The sequence below is a fragment of the Algibacter sp. TI.3.09 genome (assembly GCF_038154905.1).
Taxonomy (GTDB): Bacteria; Bacteroidota; Bacteroidia; order Flavobacteriales; family Flavobacteriaceae; genus Algibacter.
Map to the genome: position 1 here is coordinate 373,589 of NZ_JBAKAN010000001.1, position 16,696 is coordinate 390,284.

Genomic DNA, 16,696 nt, shown 5'->3' on the forward strand with positions numbered 1-16,696 from the left:
CGTTTATGTTATTTGGCTCTACAATTTCAATCTCCGTAACTCCAATTAGTGATATTCGATATTTTTTACTTTCTAATAAATAACCGTCAATATAGATTTTATTTTGTTTATTCAGTCCGAAAAAATCATTCAGTTCAGATTGAGATTTACTTATAAGTTTTTCTTTTAAAAGCCAAATCTTTTGATTTGGCGAACTTGTTAAATATACATAGCTTTTTGTTTAAGTACGAAACCCGTATTAATTATAACCAGTGTTATTCTACTTCATATTCTTCAAATATATCATAAACTTTTTGAGCATAATCTATTGGTTTCATAGGTAAACCATTATCAAAGTCTTTTGGATATTCTTTTATTTCAATTTTTCCATTTATTTTTTCAAACATTATTTTTGGAATCTTTCTAACTACAACTCCTTCATCATATTCACTTGTCCAATCATAATCTTCAGAATCACTTTTTGGATCAAAAGTTATTTCATTGCATTGGTAGAATCCGTCACAATATTTTTTTTCTATTTCCTCTACAAAATCAAAACCGTCTATTGAAAATGAACTTTTCTCCAATAAATCTTCTCTGTTTGAAAACTCTTTGAAATAACTTGGACTACTCATCCAATAAGCGACTAAAATCGTTCCTTTATCCGTCTTTGGATTGTTTTTAATCAAATTAAGAAGCAAACTATTTCCGTCAAAGTTTGATGTGATTAATGATTTATGAATTTCAATAGGTGTTGCTTTTTCAAGAAATTCTAACCAAATTTTATTTTCAAGAACTTCAAATTCTTCTGTTGTTATCTTTTTTTTCATTCTAATTTGTTTAATTGTGCCCAATGTTTATGTGTAAGAATGGTTCCGGGTTTGTCAGCGAGGATTTTCCGAAGGAAAATCGGATGCAAGCAATCAAAGCAACTACATGGTTTAAGTACAAAACATCAATTTTTTATATACAGTGTTGTAGCCAGTTTTTATTCTCTTTCATCTTGTCCATTATCTCCAATTAACATTTGTTCTCTAATATAGTCTTTATAAGTTTTATTGGTCTCATATATTGTTCCGTCTTCGTGCCAAAATTCAACTACTAAATCAGGGTTACCATTAAAATCAAATCCAGAAAAGTCTCCAGAAAAATTATCTCCGAAAAACTTGATTCCATCTTTTAATTCATAATGTTCTTCAAGTCCTAAATCTTCTAAATCAAATAAGTATTTTTGAACTTTAAATTGACACTCTCTAAAGTTTCCACTTCCAATTTCACTTAGATAATCTAAAAATTCAGATGATATTTTAGGGAACTCTTTTTTTAGATTTATTAATTCAATGTCTGATATTTTTTCTCTCAAGTTTGTGCTGTCAGTTTTATCTTCAACTTTTTCTAAAAATTCTTTTTCAAAATTATATTTCATTCTTTCTGAGTTTTCTCAAATTGGCTACAACTAAGGTATAATCTTACTTATTAAGAAGTAAAAATACAATTCCAAAATCAAAACCCATAAAAAAATGTAATAATTAAGCTACTAGAACATTGCTTTAGTGACTAAACCTTTGTGCTTAGCCCTGCGTTAAGGATTGCAGTGAAAATCCCGCAGAGAGGCACGAACGAGGAATTGTAGCGTAAAGCCTGACCCGATAGGGTAACGCCCAGAAAAAAAAGGACATAAAAAAAGCCCAACTTTACAGTCGGGCTTTTAAATATTTTAAACTAGGTTGCTTATTTTCCTGCAGCCTCTAAGTTTTTCATTTCTTTTTCGATCATATCGTAAAATTGATCAATTTTAGGAAGAACAACAACACGAGTACGTCTGTTTTTTGCTCTGTTTTCTGCAGTATTGTTATCTACTAAAGGCACATAAGAACTACGTCCTGCAGCGATTAACTGTCCTGGATTAACACCTAAGTCTTGCAATACACGGATAATTGATGTAGAACGTTTAACACTTAAATCCCAGTTGTCTAAAAGCACACCTTTTTGGTAAGATTGGCTATCGGTATGACCTTCGATCATAGCTTCGAAATCTGGTTTGCTGTTAATTACTTTTGCAACCTTAGCTAATACTTCTTTAGCTCTAGTAGTTACATTGTAGCTTCCACTTTGGAATAATAATTTATCTGCAATAGAGATAAATACCACACCTTTTTCTACGTTTACTTCAATATCTGGATCATTAATACCAACTTCACGTTTTAAACTTGTTACAAGTGCTAAAGTCATGCTGTCTTTTTTAGTCATGGCATCTTGTAAACGTGTAATTTTAAGCTCTTTTTCTTTGATGCTTTCTAACGTTTTTTCGATACTACTAGCTCCTTTTGCTGATAATATTTGAAGGTTATCGTTGTTTTTACGTAAATCGTTTACTTGAGATTCTAATACAGTTGCTTTTGCAGTTGCAGCGGCACGATCTTCTAAACACGAGTTTAATTTTACGGTTGCAGAATTAAGTAAATCTTGAGTTTCTTTTTGCTTTGCTTCAAGATCTGTGAATTGTTTTTTAGTAACACATGAACTTAAAAGTAACATGGCTGATAGACTAAGTAATAAAACTTTTTTCATAAGTTGTTTTATAATTTTGGATTAAAAAATGTTCTTTCTATAATTAACAAAAGTATATAAAAATAGGTTGATAGCAGAGTTATTAACAAAACTTTTACTTATTCCTTTTAACTTTTGTAATACATATTCTTATTTACGAAATAATCCATAACCACAGATGTTTTGTTGTAGTAAATAATTTTATTTTTTGTGGCCTTACGCTGTTTTAATAACCGGTTTAAATTGTAGTAATAATTAAAGTGTGCTTTTAAAATAGCAAATGTATGTTTAGGTTTTAATTCGAATAGAAATTTAACCGCTGCAATACCATCTAAAACTAAACGAATAAAAATAATTGTGAATATGTTGCCTTTCGCATTTTTAGTTACCATGAATAGGCTATTTCTAAAATTGAGATAGGTTTTTTTAGGGTTTATGGCATTTAGTGTAGCGCCACCAACGTGGTAAACGGTAGATGTGCCCACGTATTTTATTTGGTGGCCTTGGTTTTTTGCACGCCAGCAGAGGTCTATTTCTTCCATGTGTGCAAAAAAGTGAGCGTCGAACCCATTGATTGCTTTAAAAACATCACTTTTTATAAATAAACATGCCCCAGTTGCCCAAAAAATATCGATGGTGTCGTTGTATTGTCCGTTATCTTTTTCTATTGTATCAAAAATGCGACCTCTGCAATATGGATAGCCATATTTGTCTATAAAACCACCAGCAGCACCAGCATACTCAAAAAAGGCTTTGTTTTTAAAGTCTAATATTTTAGGTTGAAGTATGGCCGTTTTTGGGTTTTTATTAAAGGTTTCTATTATAGGTTTCAACCAATTTTCTGTAACTTCTACATCGCTGTTTAATAAACAAAACACATCGGCTTCAATATGTTGTAAAGCATCGTTATAACCTTTGGCATAGCCACCATTTTCTTGATTCTGAATTATTGTTACATCAGAAAAATGAGTTTTTATATAGGCAACGGAGTTATCTGTAGAGGCATTATCGGCCACATAAATGTCGGCTTCTTTAGAATGCGCAACTACCGATGGTAAAAATTGCTTTAAAAGCTGTGTTCCGTTCCAGTTTAATATAACAATGGCAAGTTTCAAAAGATGGTTTGTTTATGGGTTAAAAGCTTATTTGTTTTAGTCTGATAATTAAATTACTGATTACTGAGAACTATACTCCGGTATATCTTTTAAAAACTGATAACGCTCGTTCTCGAAATCCATTTGACAATAATAATGATTAATTCCGTTAGTAACCATTAAATACGTGGCGTTTAGCGCGGTGTTATAGCGTGCAATCTGGTCGAACGTGGTTTGATTAATATTTATTTTTGGGGCTTTACATTCTACAATTAAATGGATACTACCGTCGGGATTAAAAATAACAATATCATATCGTTTTTTTAAATCGTTAATAGTGAGTTCTTTTTCGACGTTAATTAAAGAGATGGGATATTTTTTAACCTCCATTAAATAAAGCACACAATGTTGCCTTACCCATTCTTCGGGTTGTAAAATCACAAATTTTTTGCGAATGCAATCGAATATAGATACTTTATTTTCGCTATTTTTGAAACGAAATGAAAACTCAGGAAAATTTAATTTTTGTAACACTGAAATTTTAAATTTTTTCAAAGTTAAGGAAATAATCAAGTTTTAAAGACCGCAATCGTTTTTAGGAATTTGAAATTTATAAAATAGGAATTTATACTAGATTTGGACGAAGTAAAACAAATAGTAACCGATATAAAAAACAAAAACTTAAAGCCTATTTACTTTTTAATGGGTGAAGAGCCTTACTATATTGATAAAATTTCTGATTTTATTGAAAGCTCTGTTTTAGATGAAGCCGAACGCGGCTTTAACCAAATGGTATTGTATGGTCGTGATGTTACTATAGATGATATTGTTGGGCATGCTAAACGTTACCCAATGATGGCAGAGCACCAAGTGGTAATTGTAAAGGAAGCGCAAGATTTAGCTCGAAGTATTGAGAAATTGGCTAAATACGCCGAAAACCCACAGCCAACTACAGTTTTAGTTTTTAATTACAAGTATAAAAAAATTGATAAGCGTAAAGCGCTTTACAAAACACTTAAGAAAAACGGGATTGTTTTTGAGAGTAAAAAACTTTATGATAACCAGGTTGCCGATTGGATTCGTCGTGTTCTAACACCTAAAAAGTACGAGATAACTCCAAAAGCAGCACAAATGCTTGTGGAATTTTTAGGTACAGATTTAAGCAAAATAAATAATGAGTTAGAAAAACTTCAAATTATTTTACCACAAGGCACTCAAATTACTCCAGAGCACGTTGAGGAAAATATTGGTATTAGTAAAGATTATAATAATTTTGAGTTAAGAAAAGCGGTAGGTGAGCGTAACACCGTTAAAGCTTTTAAAATTGTACACTATTTTGGTGATAACCCAAAAGATAACCCAATGGTGGTTACAGTATCGCTGTTATTTGCGTTTTTCTCACAATTGCTTACGTTTCATGGTTTAAGTGATAAGTCGCCAAGGAGTGTGGCATCTGCGCTTCGTGTTAATCCATATTTTGTGAACGATTATATTACGGCTGCTCGAAATTTCCCGATGAGAAAGGTGAGTGGTGTAGTAGCTACGCTAAGGGAGTTTGATGTAAAAAGTAAAGGTGTGGGGTCTAATGCTGTGCCGCAAGGCGATTTACTAAAAGAACTGTTGGTACGTGTTTTTAGTTAAGCTATAATCCTAAAAAAGGTAATTGTTTAACGGTGTGGTAGGTTAAAGCCGCAGCAATACATTGTTTTAATTCGATTTCGGGTATGGTATCATTAAGTTGAAAAACAATAGCGCGATGGCCTTCGAACTCAAAACTATCTTTAAAAACAATTTTAAATGTTTCTACAAGTTTACTAGTGCATTTAAAATACATGGCATATTGGTCGGGTTTCTTAGGTTTCCAGTCTATTCTAAGGGTGCTTCCTTTTTTTGCTAAATAACTAGGCTCTCCCCATTTTAAGGTTTCTTCAAGAGTGTTTATACTTTCAATGTTGTTAGCTACGTCTAGAATTAAAGCTCTAAGATGTAATATTTTGCTTTTAACAAATTCCGGATAGGCGTTAAACACGTGTTCCATTCTGGCATCTGTTTTTATATCTAAAGAATTAAGCGACATTTTTTTCTTCTTAAATTGAAATTACAATAAAGATAGTGTTAATTTAGTTTCTTAATAAAATTTTATAAATGAATTTAGAGATTCACGAAAGTTGGAAACCTTATTTAGAACCAGAGTTTAAAAAGGATTATTTTAAAAACTTAAAAGCATTTGTTTCTAAAGAATATAATGAATCAACATGTTTCCCTCCGGAAGACGCCATTTTTAATGCCTTTAATTATTGCCATTTTAATGATGTAAAAGTGGTTATTATTGGGCAAGATCCTTATCATGATCATGGACAAGCTAATGGATTATGTTTTTCTGTTGCAGATGGCCTTAAGCATCCTCCATCATTAATAAATATTTTTAAAGAAATTGAAACGGATTTAAATATTCCGTATCCTGAAAGTGGCAATTTAGAACGCTGGGCAAAGCAAGGTGTTTTACTTTTAAATGCGACACTAACGGTTAGAGCTCATGAAGCAGCAAGCCATCAAAAACAAGGTTGGGAAACGTTTACAGATGCTGTAATTAAAACGGTAAGTGATAATAAAGAAAATGTGATATTTTTACTTTGGGGTGGTTTTGCAAAAAAGAAGGCTAAATTAATTGATGCTAGTAAGCATTTGATATTAACTAGTGGGCATCCGTCGCCATTATCTGCAAATAGAGGGTATTGGTTTGGTAATCAGCATTTTTCGAAGGTTAACCAAGAATTTAAAACTCTTGGCAAAAAAACGCTGGAGTGGTAAAAAAAGAAAAGGGAAAATTAAAACGCTTTGCTACAAATTAGCTACCTGTTGGTGCCAGTCTTTCTTGCATGGCATCTAATTTTAGATACGGAGCCAAAATAACGGGCTGTTTGTTAACTTTTGTTGTTTTAGCTGTTTTGTTACAACTAAATTTTAAAAGCAATAAATTAACGAATACAAGTAGGGTAAATGTAAGAGTAATTGTTAAAATCATATTAATCTGGGTTTAAATACGTTGTAATGTACGATTTATCTCGATAATTTGCAAGTTTTCCTGACAAACTGTTATTACTCGGCAAAATTAATAATTATATTCATACCAACATCGCTTTATTATCACGACTATTTACTTTTGTGATATCCGCAATTTACTACCTATTTAGTTTAGTATTAATTCAAAATTTTGTGATATTTTTTGTCAAGTACATTTTTATTTAAGGTAATTGAAATCATTTTTAATTTGAAATAAGCCTCACTCATGTATATAAAGCCATTGTTAGCAACGCGTTCGGAGTTTTTACCCCAAGAGTTTTTTACTTTATAGTAAATATTCCCGTTTTGGTCCTTTACTAAACCTGTAATATGCATTAAGTGATCGTCGGTAGTATTGAAGTTTTCAAACTCTTGTTGTCTGTAGGCTTGCGTAATCTCTTTTTCGGCTACAATTTCTGTTAAGTCCTTTAAATCAACATTGCCATCTTCTGGTATAATCGCCATACCTGGGTTTGCTGTAAATGTACTTTCGCTTACATCGCAATCTAAAGCAATAGTGTATCCTTTTTTAAGCGCGTTATTTGCGGTTTTAACCATTTCTTCAATTGGGATGTTGTAGAAGCTTCCGTTAGAAAAATTATCAGGAATATTTAAAATGAAGCTTGTGTAAAATGGTTGGTGAGAAAATGATGTTAAGCTCACATAATCATCAGGATTTATTTTTGTGAATTCTAAAAACGATTGTGGTGTGTATTGTACGCCTTCATAATTAAAAGTTTCAATGTTTTTTCCTAAATAAATATCTAAAACCGATTCGGTAACCTGTTTCCATTTTGGAGATAATGGTTTCTTTACATCCTTAGTATAGGTGTTTAATAAACCTCTTAAAACGGTAAGCATTTCAGTGTGGTTATGTCTGGTCGCATTTTCTTCAAGACCTGTAAAAGCGAAAGCTGGTACTAAACCATGATTTTTTACGCTATTTAAAACATCGTGAGCCAAACCACCATCACTAAATTGTGTTTTACCTTGGCGCATAATGTAGTTCCAGGCCTTTTTCGGGTAGGTGTTTCTTACGGTATACATTTCAGATAAATCAATCTTTTTACCTGTAATTCTTATTATTTCACTCTCTAAAAAAGACGATGTAGAAAAACTCCAACACGTTCCTGTATTTCCTTGGCTAATAACATCGGTAGTTTCAAGGTCTATAACCGTTTCAAATTTATAAGATTGCGCATTTAAAGAAAGGCAAATAAATAGTAAAACGAGTAGTGAAATATTATTTTTCATAGGTAATGAAGGGTTTTAATGAAATAAAATTTATTTTTGGCTAAAATAAAGAAAATGAGTCAAGAAAATTGGGTAACTGTTAAAGAATACACCGATATTACATATAAAAAATGTAATGGTGTTGCGCGCATAGCGTTTAATAGACCAGATGTGAGAAATGCATTTCGTCCGAAAACAACATCGGAATTGTATGATGCCTTATATAATGCTAATGAAGATGTGAATATAGGTGTGGTATTATTATCTGCTGAAGGCCCATCGACTAAAGATGGTGTTTATTCATTTTGTAGTGGAGGCGATCAAAAAGCACGTGGACACCAAGGTTATGTTGGTGAAGATGGGTATCACCGTTTAAATATATTAGAAGTACAACGTTTGATTCGTTTTATGCCAAAAGCAGTAATTGCTGTGGTTCCGGGTTGGGCTGTTGGTGGAGGACATAGTTTACACGTAGTTTGCGATTTAACTTTAGCGAGTAAAGAGCATGCTATTTTTAAACAAACCGATGCCGATGTTACTAGTTTTGATGGTGGTTACGGATCGGCTTATTTAGCCAAAATGGTAGGACAGAAAAGAGCTCGTGAGATTTTCTTTTTAGGAAGAAACTACTCGGCTCAAGAAGCTTTTGATATGGGCATGGTAAATGCTGTTGTTCCTCACGATGAATTAGAAAGTACAGCCTATGAGTGGGCTCAGGAAATATTAGCAAAATCGCCTACATCTATTAAAATGTTGAAATTCGCTATGAATTTAACAGACGATGGTATGGTAGGGCAACAAGTATTTGCTGGAGAAGCAACGCGTTTAGCTTACATGACGGAGGAAGCTACCGAAGGTAGAAATGCTTTTTTAGAAAAACGAAAGCCTAATTTTGAAAAAAAATGGATTCCATAAATGAATAAAACAAAAGTTTGGATTTCTTCCATGCGTTTGCGCACTTTACCTTTATCTGTTTCAGGAATTATTTTAGCCTCGTTTTTAGCAGCCTATCAGGGTGTTTTTAATTGGGTAATTTGTGTGTTGGCTATTTTGTCGACTTTAAGTTTTCAAATACTATCAAATTTAGCAAACGATTATGGCGATGGTGTAAAAGGCACAGATAATGATGATAGAATAGGGCCAGAGCGCGCCATACAAAGTGGTGTAATCACTCCAAAAGAAATGAAACGGGCTATTACAATAAATGTCGCAATTTCGGTTATTTTAGCCTTACTTACCGTTTATTTAGCCTTTGGTAAAGCTCACTTCTTTCTTGCGGTGTTGTTTTTTGCTCTTGGCGTAGCGGCTATAATTGCGGCTATAAAATATACTGTTGGCGGTAATGCTTACGGCTATAATGCTATGGGCGATGTTTTTGTGTTTCTGTTTTTTGGTTTAGTGAGTGTTGTAGGTGGTTATGTATTGTATGCAAAAACCATAGATTTTGTTGTTATTTTGCCTGCAATGGTAATAGGCTTGTTAAGTGCAGCGGTACTTAATTTAAATAACATGCGAGATATAGAGTCTGATACTAAATCCAACAAAATTACGTTAGCCTTAAAACTAGGAAGCCAAAAAGCTAAAACTTATCATATTGCTCTTGTGGTTTCGGCAATTTTACTATCCGTTTTATTTGGAATTATCTTTTATAGTTCACCTTTTAATTTCATTTTTATTATCGCTTTTATCCCTTTGTTTCTTCATCTTAAAAAAGTGAATAACACACAAAACCCAAAACATTTTGATCCCGAATTAAAAAAGTTAGCGCTAACAACAGTACTTCTATCTATTTTGATGGGTTTGGGACAAGTGTTGTAAATATTTAGTAAATTTAGAGTTCAATTATATAATTTATTTCGAATGAAAATCACATTTTACGGTCACGCTTGTTTAGGTATTCAAATAGATGATATTAATATACTTGTTGATCCTTTTATTACAGGAAATGAAAAGGCTGCAAATATTGATATTAATTCTTTAAAAGCCGACTATATTATGGTAACGCATGCACATCAAGATCATATTCTAGATGTTGAAGCCATTGCCAAACGTACCAATGCTGTTATAATTTCTAACTTCGAAATTGTTACTCATTTTGGTAATCTTGGTTTCGAAGGTCACCCAATGAATCATGGTGGGCAATGGGATTTTGAATTCGGAAATGTAAAATATGTAAACGCCATACATACATCGTCTTTTCCTGATGGCACTTATGGTGGGCAACCCGGCGGTTTTATTATAGAAGGCGAACATAAAAATATTTATATAGCAGGCGATACAGCTCTTACTTTTGATATGAAATTAATACCACTTCAAACTAAACTAGATCTTGCTATTCTTCCTATTGGAGATAATTTCACCATGGGTATTAACGATGCCATTTTAGCGAGTGATTTTGTAGAATGTGATAAGATTTTAGGTTACCATTTTGATACTTTCGGCTATATTGAAATTGATCACGAAGCTGCTAAACGCAAGTTTTTTGAGAAGGATAAAGATTTAATGCTTTTAGAAATAGGAGAAAGCATCGAACTTTAATAAATTCATTTTAACACGTATTATATTAGTCGTCAAAACTGATTAAATTGATTTTGAATCATTTAGTCTATACCTTGTGTATGGGTGAAAGTGGTTATTTGTAATATTATACATCAAATAATTATCGATTTTATAGTAAAAGATTGAACAATTAGTCAATCTGAAATTTTTATTATAATCCTTCTATAGTTTTGATGTTCCATAAAATAAATCGTTATTTTAGCATGACTATGACGGCAACTTACCAACCATACACTTTAAACTTCAAACAAGCTAGCGGAACTTCTCGCGGTATTTTAAAAACTAAAGATACTTGGTTTATTATTTTAAATGAAGGTGAAAAAAAGGGGGTTGGAGAGTGCGGCATGTTTCGCGGACTTTCTATTGATGATAGACCCGATTTTGAAGATAAATTAAAATGGGTTTGTAAAAATATTCAATTAGGTTTAGATGCTTTATTACTTCAGTTAGAAGAATTTCCAAGTATTCAATTTGGATTAGAAATGGCATTTAAATCTATAGAAAGTATAGATGGTTTCGATTTATTTCCTTCAAAATTCACTAAAACGGAAGATAGTATTGCTATTAACGGATTAATTTGGATGGGGACGGAAAGTTTCATGAAACAACAAATTCAGGATAAAATAGAAGTAGGGTTTAGTTGTATTAAAATGAAAATTGGTGCTATCGATTTTCAAACAGAAATTAATCTTTTAAAATCTATTCGAAAAGAATTCAATTCAAATGATATTGAATTACGAGTAGATGCTAACGGTGCTTTTAAACCTTCGGAAGCTTTAGAAAAACTGAAAATATTATCAGATTTCGATTTACATTCCATTGAGCAGCCTATAAAACAAGGCCAGATAGCCGAAATGGCAAAACTCTGTGAAACTACACCATTACCCATTGCTCTAGACGAGGAACTTATAGGTGTGTTTTCCGAAGAAAAAAAACAAGCATTATTAGAAACCATTTGTCCGCAGTACATTATTTTAAAACCAACCTTAATTGGCGGTTTTAAAGGGAGTGATTCTTGGATTAATTTAGCGCATAAACAAAACATAGGTTGGTGGATTACAAGTGCCCTAGAGAGTAATGTAGGCTTAAACGCTATTGCACAATACACCTATGGTTTAAATAGTAATTTGCCACAAGGTTTAGGTACGGGCGGTTTGTTTTCTAACAATTTTGATTCACCGCTTTTAGTTAAAAATGGTACATTGCAGTATAATAAGGTAGAACCTTGGAAATTTAATTTAGAAGTATGTATATAGCTCAAGCCTTTAAAGGCTTACACGATTGGTGGAGATATTTATTAGGTGTATTAATAGTTTTTACCGCTTGGCAAATGGTTGGTATGATTCCTTTGGGTGTTGTATTAGGCATAAAAGTTTTTGAAACTGGAAATATACCCGTTACAATCCCCGATATGATTGAGGCTTTGGGTAGTAATTTATTTCTGTTTTTAATGCTAGTATCTTTTGCAGCAGGATTGGCAGGCGTTATTTTTTCGGCTAAAATTCTGCATAAGCAATCGTTTGTGCAATTAACAACAACACGTAAAAAGATAGATTGGAGCCGTTTTTGGTTTATTTTTATTCTTTGGGGTGTTATTTCTTCTGGTTTTGTATTGATAGATTATTTCTTTTTTGCGCCAGAAGATTATGTGCTAAATTTTAAATTAAAGCCATTTTTAATACTCGCAGCAATAGCTATTACTCTAATACCGTTACAAACAAGTTTCGAAGAATACTTTTTTAGAGGCTACTTAATGCAAGGTATTGGTGTGGTTTGTAAAAATAAATGGTTGCCACTTTTAATCACTTCGGTTGGTTTTGGGCTTATGCACATTGCAAATCCAGAAGTAGATCAATTAGGGCCCGTTATAATGGTTTATTATATTGGTACCGGTTTGTTTTTAGGTGTTTTAACTTTAATGGACGAAGGTTTAGAGCTTGCCTTAGGGTTTCACGCAGCTAATAACTTGTTTACTGCGCTGTTGGTTACTGCTGACTGGACTGCCTTCCAAACTGATTCAATTTTAAAAGATATGTCTGATCCAGATACCATGGCATTAGGCGAAATATTTATACCTGTATTTGTCGTTTTTCCTATACTTTTATTTATTCTTTCTAAGAAATATAATTGGAGTAATTGGAAAGATAAATTGATAGGAAACGTTATTGAACCAACAAAAGAAGACTATAAAATAATAGAATAATTATGATACCAGATTACACTAAAGTACATGTAAGGTTTAAATTAAATAATCACCATTATTCTCATGAAGATTTAATGGAGGTTGCGTATAGCTTTGTAAAAGAAGGCGTTGCTTACGAGCGCGAATTGGGTGAATTTTTACTCGATTGGTTAGATAAGCATGATTTTATAAAAGTACGTACATCGGGATCTACCGGTAAGCCCAAAGAGATAATAATTAAAAAGGAAGCTATGGTAAAATCTGCCATTGCAACTGGTAACTTTTTCGATCTTACTCCTGGTAAAAAAGTCTTACATTGCTTACCGTCGAACTTTATTGCAGGTAAAATGATGATGGTTCGTGCTATTGTTTTAGGTTTAGAGTTAGATATGGTAGAGCCAGCGGCTTTCCCTAGAATCGATTATGAAAAGGATTACGAATTTTGTGCATTTACACCAATGCAACTTAAAAACTTCGCTAAATATTTTGATAAAATTAAAACTGTAATTGTTGGTGGCGGACGTGTTTCTGAGAGTATAAAAGCTTTAATTCAGGATAAAAAACCTAATGTTTATGAAACTTATGGTATGACGGAAACGGTATCGCACATTGCCATTAAGAAGATAAATAACTTTACAGATGCAGAGTCTGATAAATACTTTAAAACCTTACCAAATATTACCATTTCTACCGACGATAGAAGCTGTTTAGTGATTAATGCTCCAGAGCTTTTAGATGAAACTATAGTTACAAATGATATTGTAAAAATACATTCAGATAGTAGTTTTGAATGGTTAGGCCGTTTTGATAACGTAATTAATTCTGGTGGTATTAAGTTATATCCAGAGGTGATAGAAGAGAAGCTACAATGTAAAATACCTCAACAGTTTTTTATTACATCTGTTCCTGATGAAACTTTGGGAGAGAAGGCTATTTTAATAATTGAAGGAAAAGACAATAAAGTAGACGAAGGGATTTTTGAAGGTTTGGATAAATACGAAAAACCAAAAGCTATATATGCTGTAAGTAAATTTATAGATACAGCTTCGGGAAAAATTCATCGTAAAAACACTTTAGATCAGGTTGTTTTTTAAACCCGAATAATGTGTGATTTTAATAATACCTACTAGGTTTTTATAGCTTGGTAGGTATTATTGTTTTATGTCAACACATTTAAAGTCAAAGCTTTTATAAAATGTGAAAAATAATGAGGTAAAAGTGTAACGTCTTGGCCTTTTTTAATACTTATAGAAAAATAATAATTTAAAAAATATGGAATTTATAAAACGTGTATTTTCAACACTAACAGGAATCATTTTGTTTTGTGTGCTTTTCTTTTTAGGAATAATTTTTCTAGGCGCTATTATGGGGTCTGGCGGAGATGATGTTGTGACAGTAAAAGATAATTCTGTTTTAGAATTAACATTAGATTTTCCCCTTAAAGATTATGCAGGTAAAACGGAGTTTGCCGAATATCCTTTTTTAAATGAAGATGAAAAAAATGGACTTTTCAATATTATAGATGGTATTAAATTAGCCGCTACAGACGATAAAATAAAAGGAATATCTATTGATAATAATTTTATACAAGCTGGTCTGTCACAAACAAAAGCTTTGAGAGGTGCGTTATTGAAGTTTAAAGAATCGGGTAAATTTATTGTGGCTTATGCCGATATTTATACGCAAAAAGATTACTATTTATCTTCGGTTGCCGATACTATTTTTATGAATCCTGTTGGAGCTATGGAATTTAAAGGTTTATATTCTGAGCAGTTATACTTTAAAGATTTACAAGAAAAATCGGGTGTTAAAATGGAAGTGGTGCGCTTCGGAAAATACAAAAGTGCTGTAGAGCCATTTTTAGAAAATGAAATGAGCGATAATAATCGTGAGCAAATTTCGGTGTACTTAAATTCGCTTTGGACAGAAATGAAACGTGATATTTCTAAAAGTAGAATGATTGATGAAGCGGAACTAAATATAATTGCAGATAGCCTTTTGGCGCGAAATGCAACTTTAGCTAAATCGTCTAAAATGATTGATAAAATTGCTTATCACGATGAATATATTGATGGACTAAAATATGCTGTTGGTATTGAAAATGATAAAAAATTAAAGACCATTTCTATTGCAGATTATGCTATTCACGCAGCTGATAAATTGAAATTAAAAAGTAATAAAAATAGAATTGCAGTTATTTATGCCGAAGGTGAAATTATCTATGGAGAAGGTGATGAGGATAAAGTTGGTCAAGGTACTATGGGAGCTTCGCTTAAAAAAGCAAGGGAAGATGATAAGGTTAAGGCTATAGTTTTACGTATTAATTCTCCAGGTGGAAGTGCAGTGGCCAGTGAGTTAATTTGGAGAGAAATAGAGTTAACTAAAAAAGTAAAACCTGTAATTGTGTCTATGGGTAACGTTGCGGCATCTGGTGGTTATTATATAGCTTGTAATGCTGATAAGATTATTGCAGAACCAACAACTATTACAGGAAGTATAGGTGTGTTTGGGATGATGCCAAATGGTAAAGCGTTAGCAGATAGAATAGGTATTAACGCCGAGCAAGTGATTACTAATGCAAACGCCGTGTCGTTTAGTTTTTATGAGCCTATGAGCGATGTGCAACGTGCTTTTATTAAAGAAGGAATTATTGATGTTTACGAGTTGTTTACCAAAAGAGTAGCCGATGGTCGTGGTATGGATCAAGATGATGTAAAAGCTATTGCGCAAGGTCGTGTTTGGACAGGTACCGATGCTGTAAAAAATGGTTTGGTAGATGAATTGGGAGGATTAGATTTAGCCTTAAAATATGCTGCTGAAGCTGCTGAAATTGAAGAATACAAAATAAACGAATTTCCTGTTTTCAAAAAGGACTTAGATAAAATGCTTCAAGATTTTGGTTTGGTGAAAGCTAAAGAGGCCATTTTAAAAGAAGAGCTAGGCGATGTTCAATACAACATTTACAAAGAAGTAAAAACACGTACACAACGTAAAGGTATTCAGTTATTATTTCCTTATAGTTTAGATGTGAAGTAGTACTGCTATCATATTTTAATAAACAAAAACAGACGCTTATATAAGCGTCTGTTTTTGTTTCTAGTTGTAAGTAAATTTAATTCACACTATAGCCATCACCGAGTTGAACGCTTAATATTAAACCATGCGTGTTTCCTAAAGCGGAGTTTTTGTTAGCGAGATTGTAATTGTATATAGCACGTAAATTATTGAATAAATAGATTCCTGCTAAAAAGTTTATGGAATTACTGGTTCGGTAACCTGTTCCTATTTCTAGCTTGTTTCTAAAACTAATCGCTACATTAAAATCTGCTTGTAACGGGGCTCCATCTTCATATTTAATGAGTATGTTTGGTTTTATCATAAAATCTTCAAAACGATTATTATAAATACGATAACCAAAATACCCGTAGTAAGGACTATTTAAAACCAAATTACTGTCTGATGCTAAACTATCGCCCATAACATTTGGAGTTGAAAAACCAACATAAAAAGAAGCGTGATTAAAAAGAAAACTTAAACCAATGGTTGGTATTGTACTGTTTATATCTTGTGCAAATTTCGGATCTCCTATAATGCCTAATTGGGTTAAATTACTTTGATATTGTTGTAACCCGGCGGTAATACCAAAAGATAGAACACCTGCATCATACAATTGCCAGTAAGGTCTATTACTTTTAAAATCGAAAAATATTTTATAGGAGTATGCTGCGAAAAAAGAGGTAGAGGTTGTAACTCCTATTTCGTCTCTCATTATACCTGCCCCAATGCCCATTTTGTTTCTGTTTATAGAACCATGGCCACTAAATGAAAAATTTCTCGGACTTCCTTCAAATTGATTAAAGAACCCTGTATTACTCAAAGAGAACTCGGGGTTTTCTGTTAAGCCAGTATAAGCTGCATTTATAATAAAAGGGTTGTAATTATACTCCGAGAATGTAGGTGTTTGCTGTGCGTTTAATTTACAGGCAAATATGGTGATGATAGCAATTGCTATTATGTTTTTTGTAAAAATCATTGA

Annotated in this window: 18 protein-coding genes; 9 read left to right on the plus strand and 9 right to left on the minus strand. The window is 32.5% G+C overall.

The window, feature by feature from the left end; translation table 11 throughout:
- Nucleotides 1-254 precede the first annotated feature (254 nt).
- From V6246_RS01310 to V6246_RS01330, 5 genes are all read right to left on the minus strand, one after another.
- Complete coding sequence (locus V6246_RS01310; protein ID WP_341558633.1) at nucleotides 255-809, minus strand: DUF4274 domain-containing protein; 555 nt, start codon at nucleotides 807-809, stop codon at nucleotides 255-257.
- Between the two features lie 158 nt (nucleotides 810-967).
- Nucleotides 968-1,405, minus strand: a complete 438-nt coding sequence (locus V6246_RS01315) for a hypothetical protein (protein WP_133965553.1) — start codon at nucleotides 1,403-1,405, stop codon at nucleotides 968-970.
- Nucleotides 1,406-1,710: 305 nt separating this feature from the next.
- Nucleotides 1,711-2,550 (minus strand): OmpA/MotB family protein, encoded by an 840-nt coding sequence (locus tag V6246_RS01320; RefSeq protein ID WP_341558634.1) that lies wholly within the window; start codon nucleotides 2,548-2,550, stop codon nucleotides 1,711-1,713.
- A gap of 107 nt (nucleotides 2,551-2,657) precedes the next feature.
- On the minus strand, nucleotides 2,658-3,644 hold the full coding sequence (locus V6246_RS01325) for a glycosyltransferase family 2 protein (protein WP_341558635.1): 987 nt from the start codon (nucleotides 3,642-3,644) through the stop codon (nucleotides 2,658-2,660).
- A 60-nt stretch (nucleotides 3,645-3,704) separates the two neighbouring features.
- Entirely contained in the window at nucleotides 3,705-4,157 is a 453-nt protein-coding gene (locus V6246_RS01330) for a type I restriction enzyme HsdR N-terminal domain-containing protein (protein ID WP_074939512.1), read from the minus strand.
- Nucleotides 4,158-4,259: 102 nt separating this feature from the next.
- On the opposite strand from V6246_RS01330, the gene holA reads away from it, so the two are divergent.
- Entirely contained in the window at nucleotides 4,260-5,264 is a 1,005-nt protein-coding gene (holA, locus tag V6246_RS01335) for a DNA polymerase III subunit delta (RefSeq protein WP_341558636.1), read from the plus strand.
- 1 nt (nucleotide 5,265) lies between these two features.
- Here holA and V6246_RS01340 read toward each other — a convergent pair whose 3' ends face one another.
- The gene (locus V6246_RS01340) at nucleotides 5,266-5,700 is read right to left on the minus strand and encodes a DUF1801 domain-containing protein (RefSeq protein ID WP_341558637.1); all 435 of its coding nucleotides are present in this window, start codon (nucleotides 5,698-5,700) and stop codon (nucleotides 5,266-5,268) included.
- Between the two features lie 68 nt (nucleotides 5,701-5,768).
- On the opposite strand from V6246_RS01340, the gene V6246_RS01345 reads away from it, so the two are divergent.
- Nucleotides 5,769-6,434: a uracil-DNA glycosylase gene (locus tag V6246_RS01345; RefSeq protein ID WP_341558638.1), complete on the plus strand. Its 666-nt coding sequence runs from the start codon at nucleotides 5,769-5,771 to the stop codon at nucleotides 6,432-6,434.
- Nucleotides 6,435-6,471: 37 nt separating this feature from the next.
- Here V6246_RS01345 and V6246_RS01350 read toward each other — a convergent pair whose 3' ends face one another.
- Together V6246_RS01350 and V6246_RS01355 are read right to left on the minus strand one after the other, a co-directional pair.
- Nucleotides 6,472-6,648, minus strand: a complete 177-nt coding sequence (locus V6246_RS01350; RefSeq protein ID WP_341558639.1) for a hypothetical protein — start codon at nucleotides 6,646-6,648, stop codon at nucleotides 6,472-6,474.
- A gap of 176 nt (nucleotides 6,649-6,824) precedes the next feature.
- A complete protein-coding gene (locus V6246_RS01355) occupies nucleotides 6,825-7,940 on the minus strand; it encodes a C1 family peptidase (protein ID WP_341558640.1) in 1,116 nt (371 codons plus the stop codon).
- Between the two features lie 54 nt (nucleotides 7,941-7,994).
- Between V6246_RS01355 and V6246_RS01360 the strand changes: the two genes are divergently transcribed.
- The 7 genes from V6246_RS01360 to sppA all read left to right on the plus strand — a co-directional run bounded on the left by V6246_RS01360 (nucleotide 7,995) and on the right by sppA (nucleotide 15,696).
- On the plus strand, nucleotides 7,995-8,834 hold the full coding sequence (locus V6246_RS01360) for a 1,4-dihydroxy-2-naphthoyl-CoA synthase (RefSeq protein WP_074939351.1): 840 nt from the start codon (nucleotides 7,995-7,997) through the stop codon (nucleotides 8,832-8,834).
- The gene (menA, locus tag V6246_RS01365) at nucleotides 8,835-9,737 is read left to right on the plus strand and encodes a 1,4-dihydroxy-2-naphthoate octaprenyltransferase (RefSeq protein WP_341558641.1); all 903 of its coding nucleotides are present in this window, start codon (nucleotides 8,835-8,837) and stop codon (nucleotides 9,735-9,737) included.
- A gap of 42 nt (nucleotides 9,738-9,779) precedes the next feature.
- Entirely contained in the window at nucleotides 9,780-10,457 is a 678-nt protein-coding gene (locus V6246_RS01370) for a metal-dependent hydrolase (protein WP_341558642.1), read from the plus strand.
- Nucleotides 10,458-10,687: 230 nt separating this feature from the next.
- Nucleotides 10,688-11,734 carry an o-succinylbenzoate synthase gene (locus V6246_RS01375; RefSeq protein WP_341559890.1) on the plus strand — a complete coding sequence of 349 codons (1,047 nt, stop codon included), beginning with the start codon at nucleotides 10,688-10,690 and terminating at the stop codon, nucleotides 11,732-11,734.
- On the plus strand, nucleotides 11,725-12,681 hold the full coding sequence (locus V6246_RS01380; RefSeq protein WP_341558643.1) for a CPBP family intramembrane glutamic endopeptidase: 957 nt from the start codon (nucleotides 11,725-11,727) through the stop codon (nucleotides 12,679-12,681). The genes V6246_RS01375 and V6246_RS01380 overlap by 10 nt, the downstream gene beginning before the upstream one ends.
- A 2-nt stretch (nucleotides 12,682-12,683) precedes the next feature.
- A complete protein-coding gene (locus tag V6246_RS01385; protein ID WP_341558644.1) occupies nucleotides 12,684-13,754 on the plus strand; it encodes an AMP-binding protein in 1,071 nt (356 codons plus the stop codon).
- Between the two features lie 178 nt (nucleotides 13,755-13,932).
- The gene (sppA, locus tag V6246_RS01390; RefSeq protein ID WP_341558645.1) at nucleotides 13,933-15,696 is read left to right on the plus strand and encodes a signal peptide peptidase SppA; all 1,764 of its coding nucleotides are present in this window, start codon (nucleotides 13,933-13,935) and stop codon (nucleotides 15,694-15,696) included.
- Nucleotides 15,697-15,772: 76 nt separating this feature from the next.
- On the opposite strand, the gene V6246_RS01395 is transcribed toward sppA, so the two are convergent.
- The gene (locus tag V6246_RS01395) at nucleotides 15,773-16,693 is read right to left on the minus strand and encodes a PorP/SprF family type IX secretion system membrane protein (RefSeq protein ID WP_341558646.1); all 921 of its coding nucleotides are present in this window, start codon (nucleotides 16,691-16,693) and stop codon (nucleotides 15,773-15,775) included.
- Nucleotides 16,694-16,696 lie beyond the last annotated feature (3 nt).

What these genes read in the sequence shown, in the direction of transcription:
- V6246_RS01375 (WP_341559890.1), top strand. Translation starts at nt 10,688, where the DNA reads ATGACGGCAACTTACCAACCATACACTTTAAACTTCAAACAAGCTAGC.
- V6246_RS01380 (WP_341558643.1), top strand. Translation starts at nt 11,725, where the DNA reads ATGTATATAGCTCAAGCCTTTAAAGGCTTACACGATTGGTGGAGATAT.
- V6246_RS01395 (WP_341558646.1), bottom strand. Translation starts at nt 16,693, where the DNA reads ATGATTTTTACAAAAAACATAATAGCAATTGCTATCATCACCATATTT.
- menA (WP_341558641.1), top strand. Translation starts at nt 8,835, where the DNA reads ATGAATAAAACAAAAGTTTGGATTTCTTCCATGCGTTTGCGCACTTTA.
- sppA (WP_341558645.1), top strand. Translation starts at nt 13,933, where the DNA reads ATGGAATTTATAAAACGTGTATTTTCAACACTAACAGGAATCATTTTG.
- V6246_RS01355 (WP_341558640.1), bottom strand. Translation starts at nt 7,940, where the DNA reads ATGAAAAATAATATTTCACTACTCGTTTTACTATTTATTTGCCTTTCT.
- V6246_RS01385 (WP_341558644.1), top strand. Translation starts at nt 12,684, where the DNA reads ATGATACCAGATTACACTAAAGTACATGTAAGGTTTAAATTAAATAAT.
- V6246_RS01350 (WP_341558639.1), bottom strand. Translation starts at nt 6,648, where the DNA reads ATGATTTTAACAATTACTCTTACATTTACCCTACTTGTATTCGTTAAT.
- V6246_RS01370 (WP_341558642.1), top strand. Translation starts at nt 9,780, where the DNA reads ATGAAAATCACATTTTACGGTCACGCTTGTTTAGGTATTCAAATAGAT.
- V6246_RS01320 (WP_341558634.1), bottom strand. Translation starts at nt 2,550, where the DNA reads ATGAAAAAAGTTTTATTACTTAGTCTATCAGCCATGTTACTTTTAAGT.
- V6246_RS01340 (WP_341558637.1), bottom strand. Translation starts at nt 5,700, where the DNA reads ATGTCGCTTAATTCTTTAGATATAAAAACAGATGCCAGAATGGAACAC.
- V6246_RS01310 (WP_341558633.1), bottom strand. Translation starts at nt 809, where the DNA reads ATGAAAAAAAAGATAACAACAGAAGAATTTGAAGTTCTTGAAAATAAA.
- V6246_RS01360 (WP_074939351.1), top strand. Translation starts at nt 7,995, where the DNA reads ATGAGTCAAGAAAATTGGGTAACTGTTAAAGAATACACCGATATTACA.
- V6246_RS01315 (WP_133965553.1), bottom strand. Translation starts at nt 1,405, where the DNA reads ATGAAATATAATTTTGAAAAAGAATTTTTAGAAAAAGTTGAAGATAAA.
- V6246_RS01345 (WP_341558638.1), top strand. Translation starts at nt 5,769, where the DNA reads ATGAATTTAGAGATTCACGAAAGTTGGAAACCTTATTTAGAACCAGAG.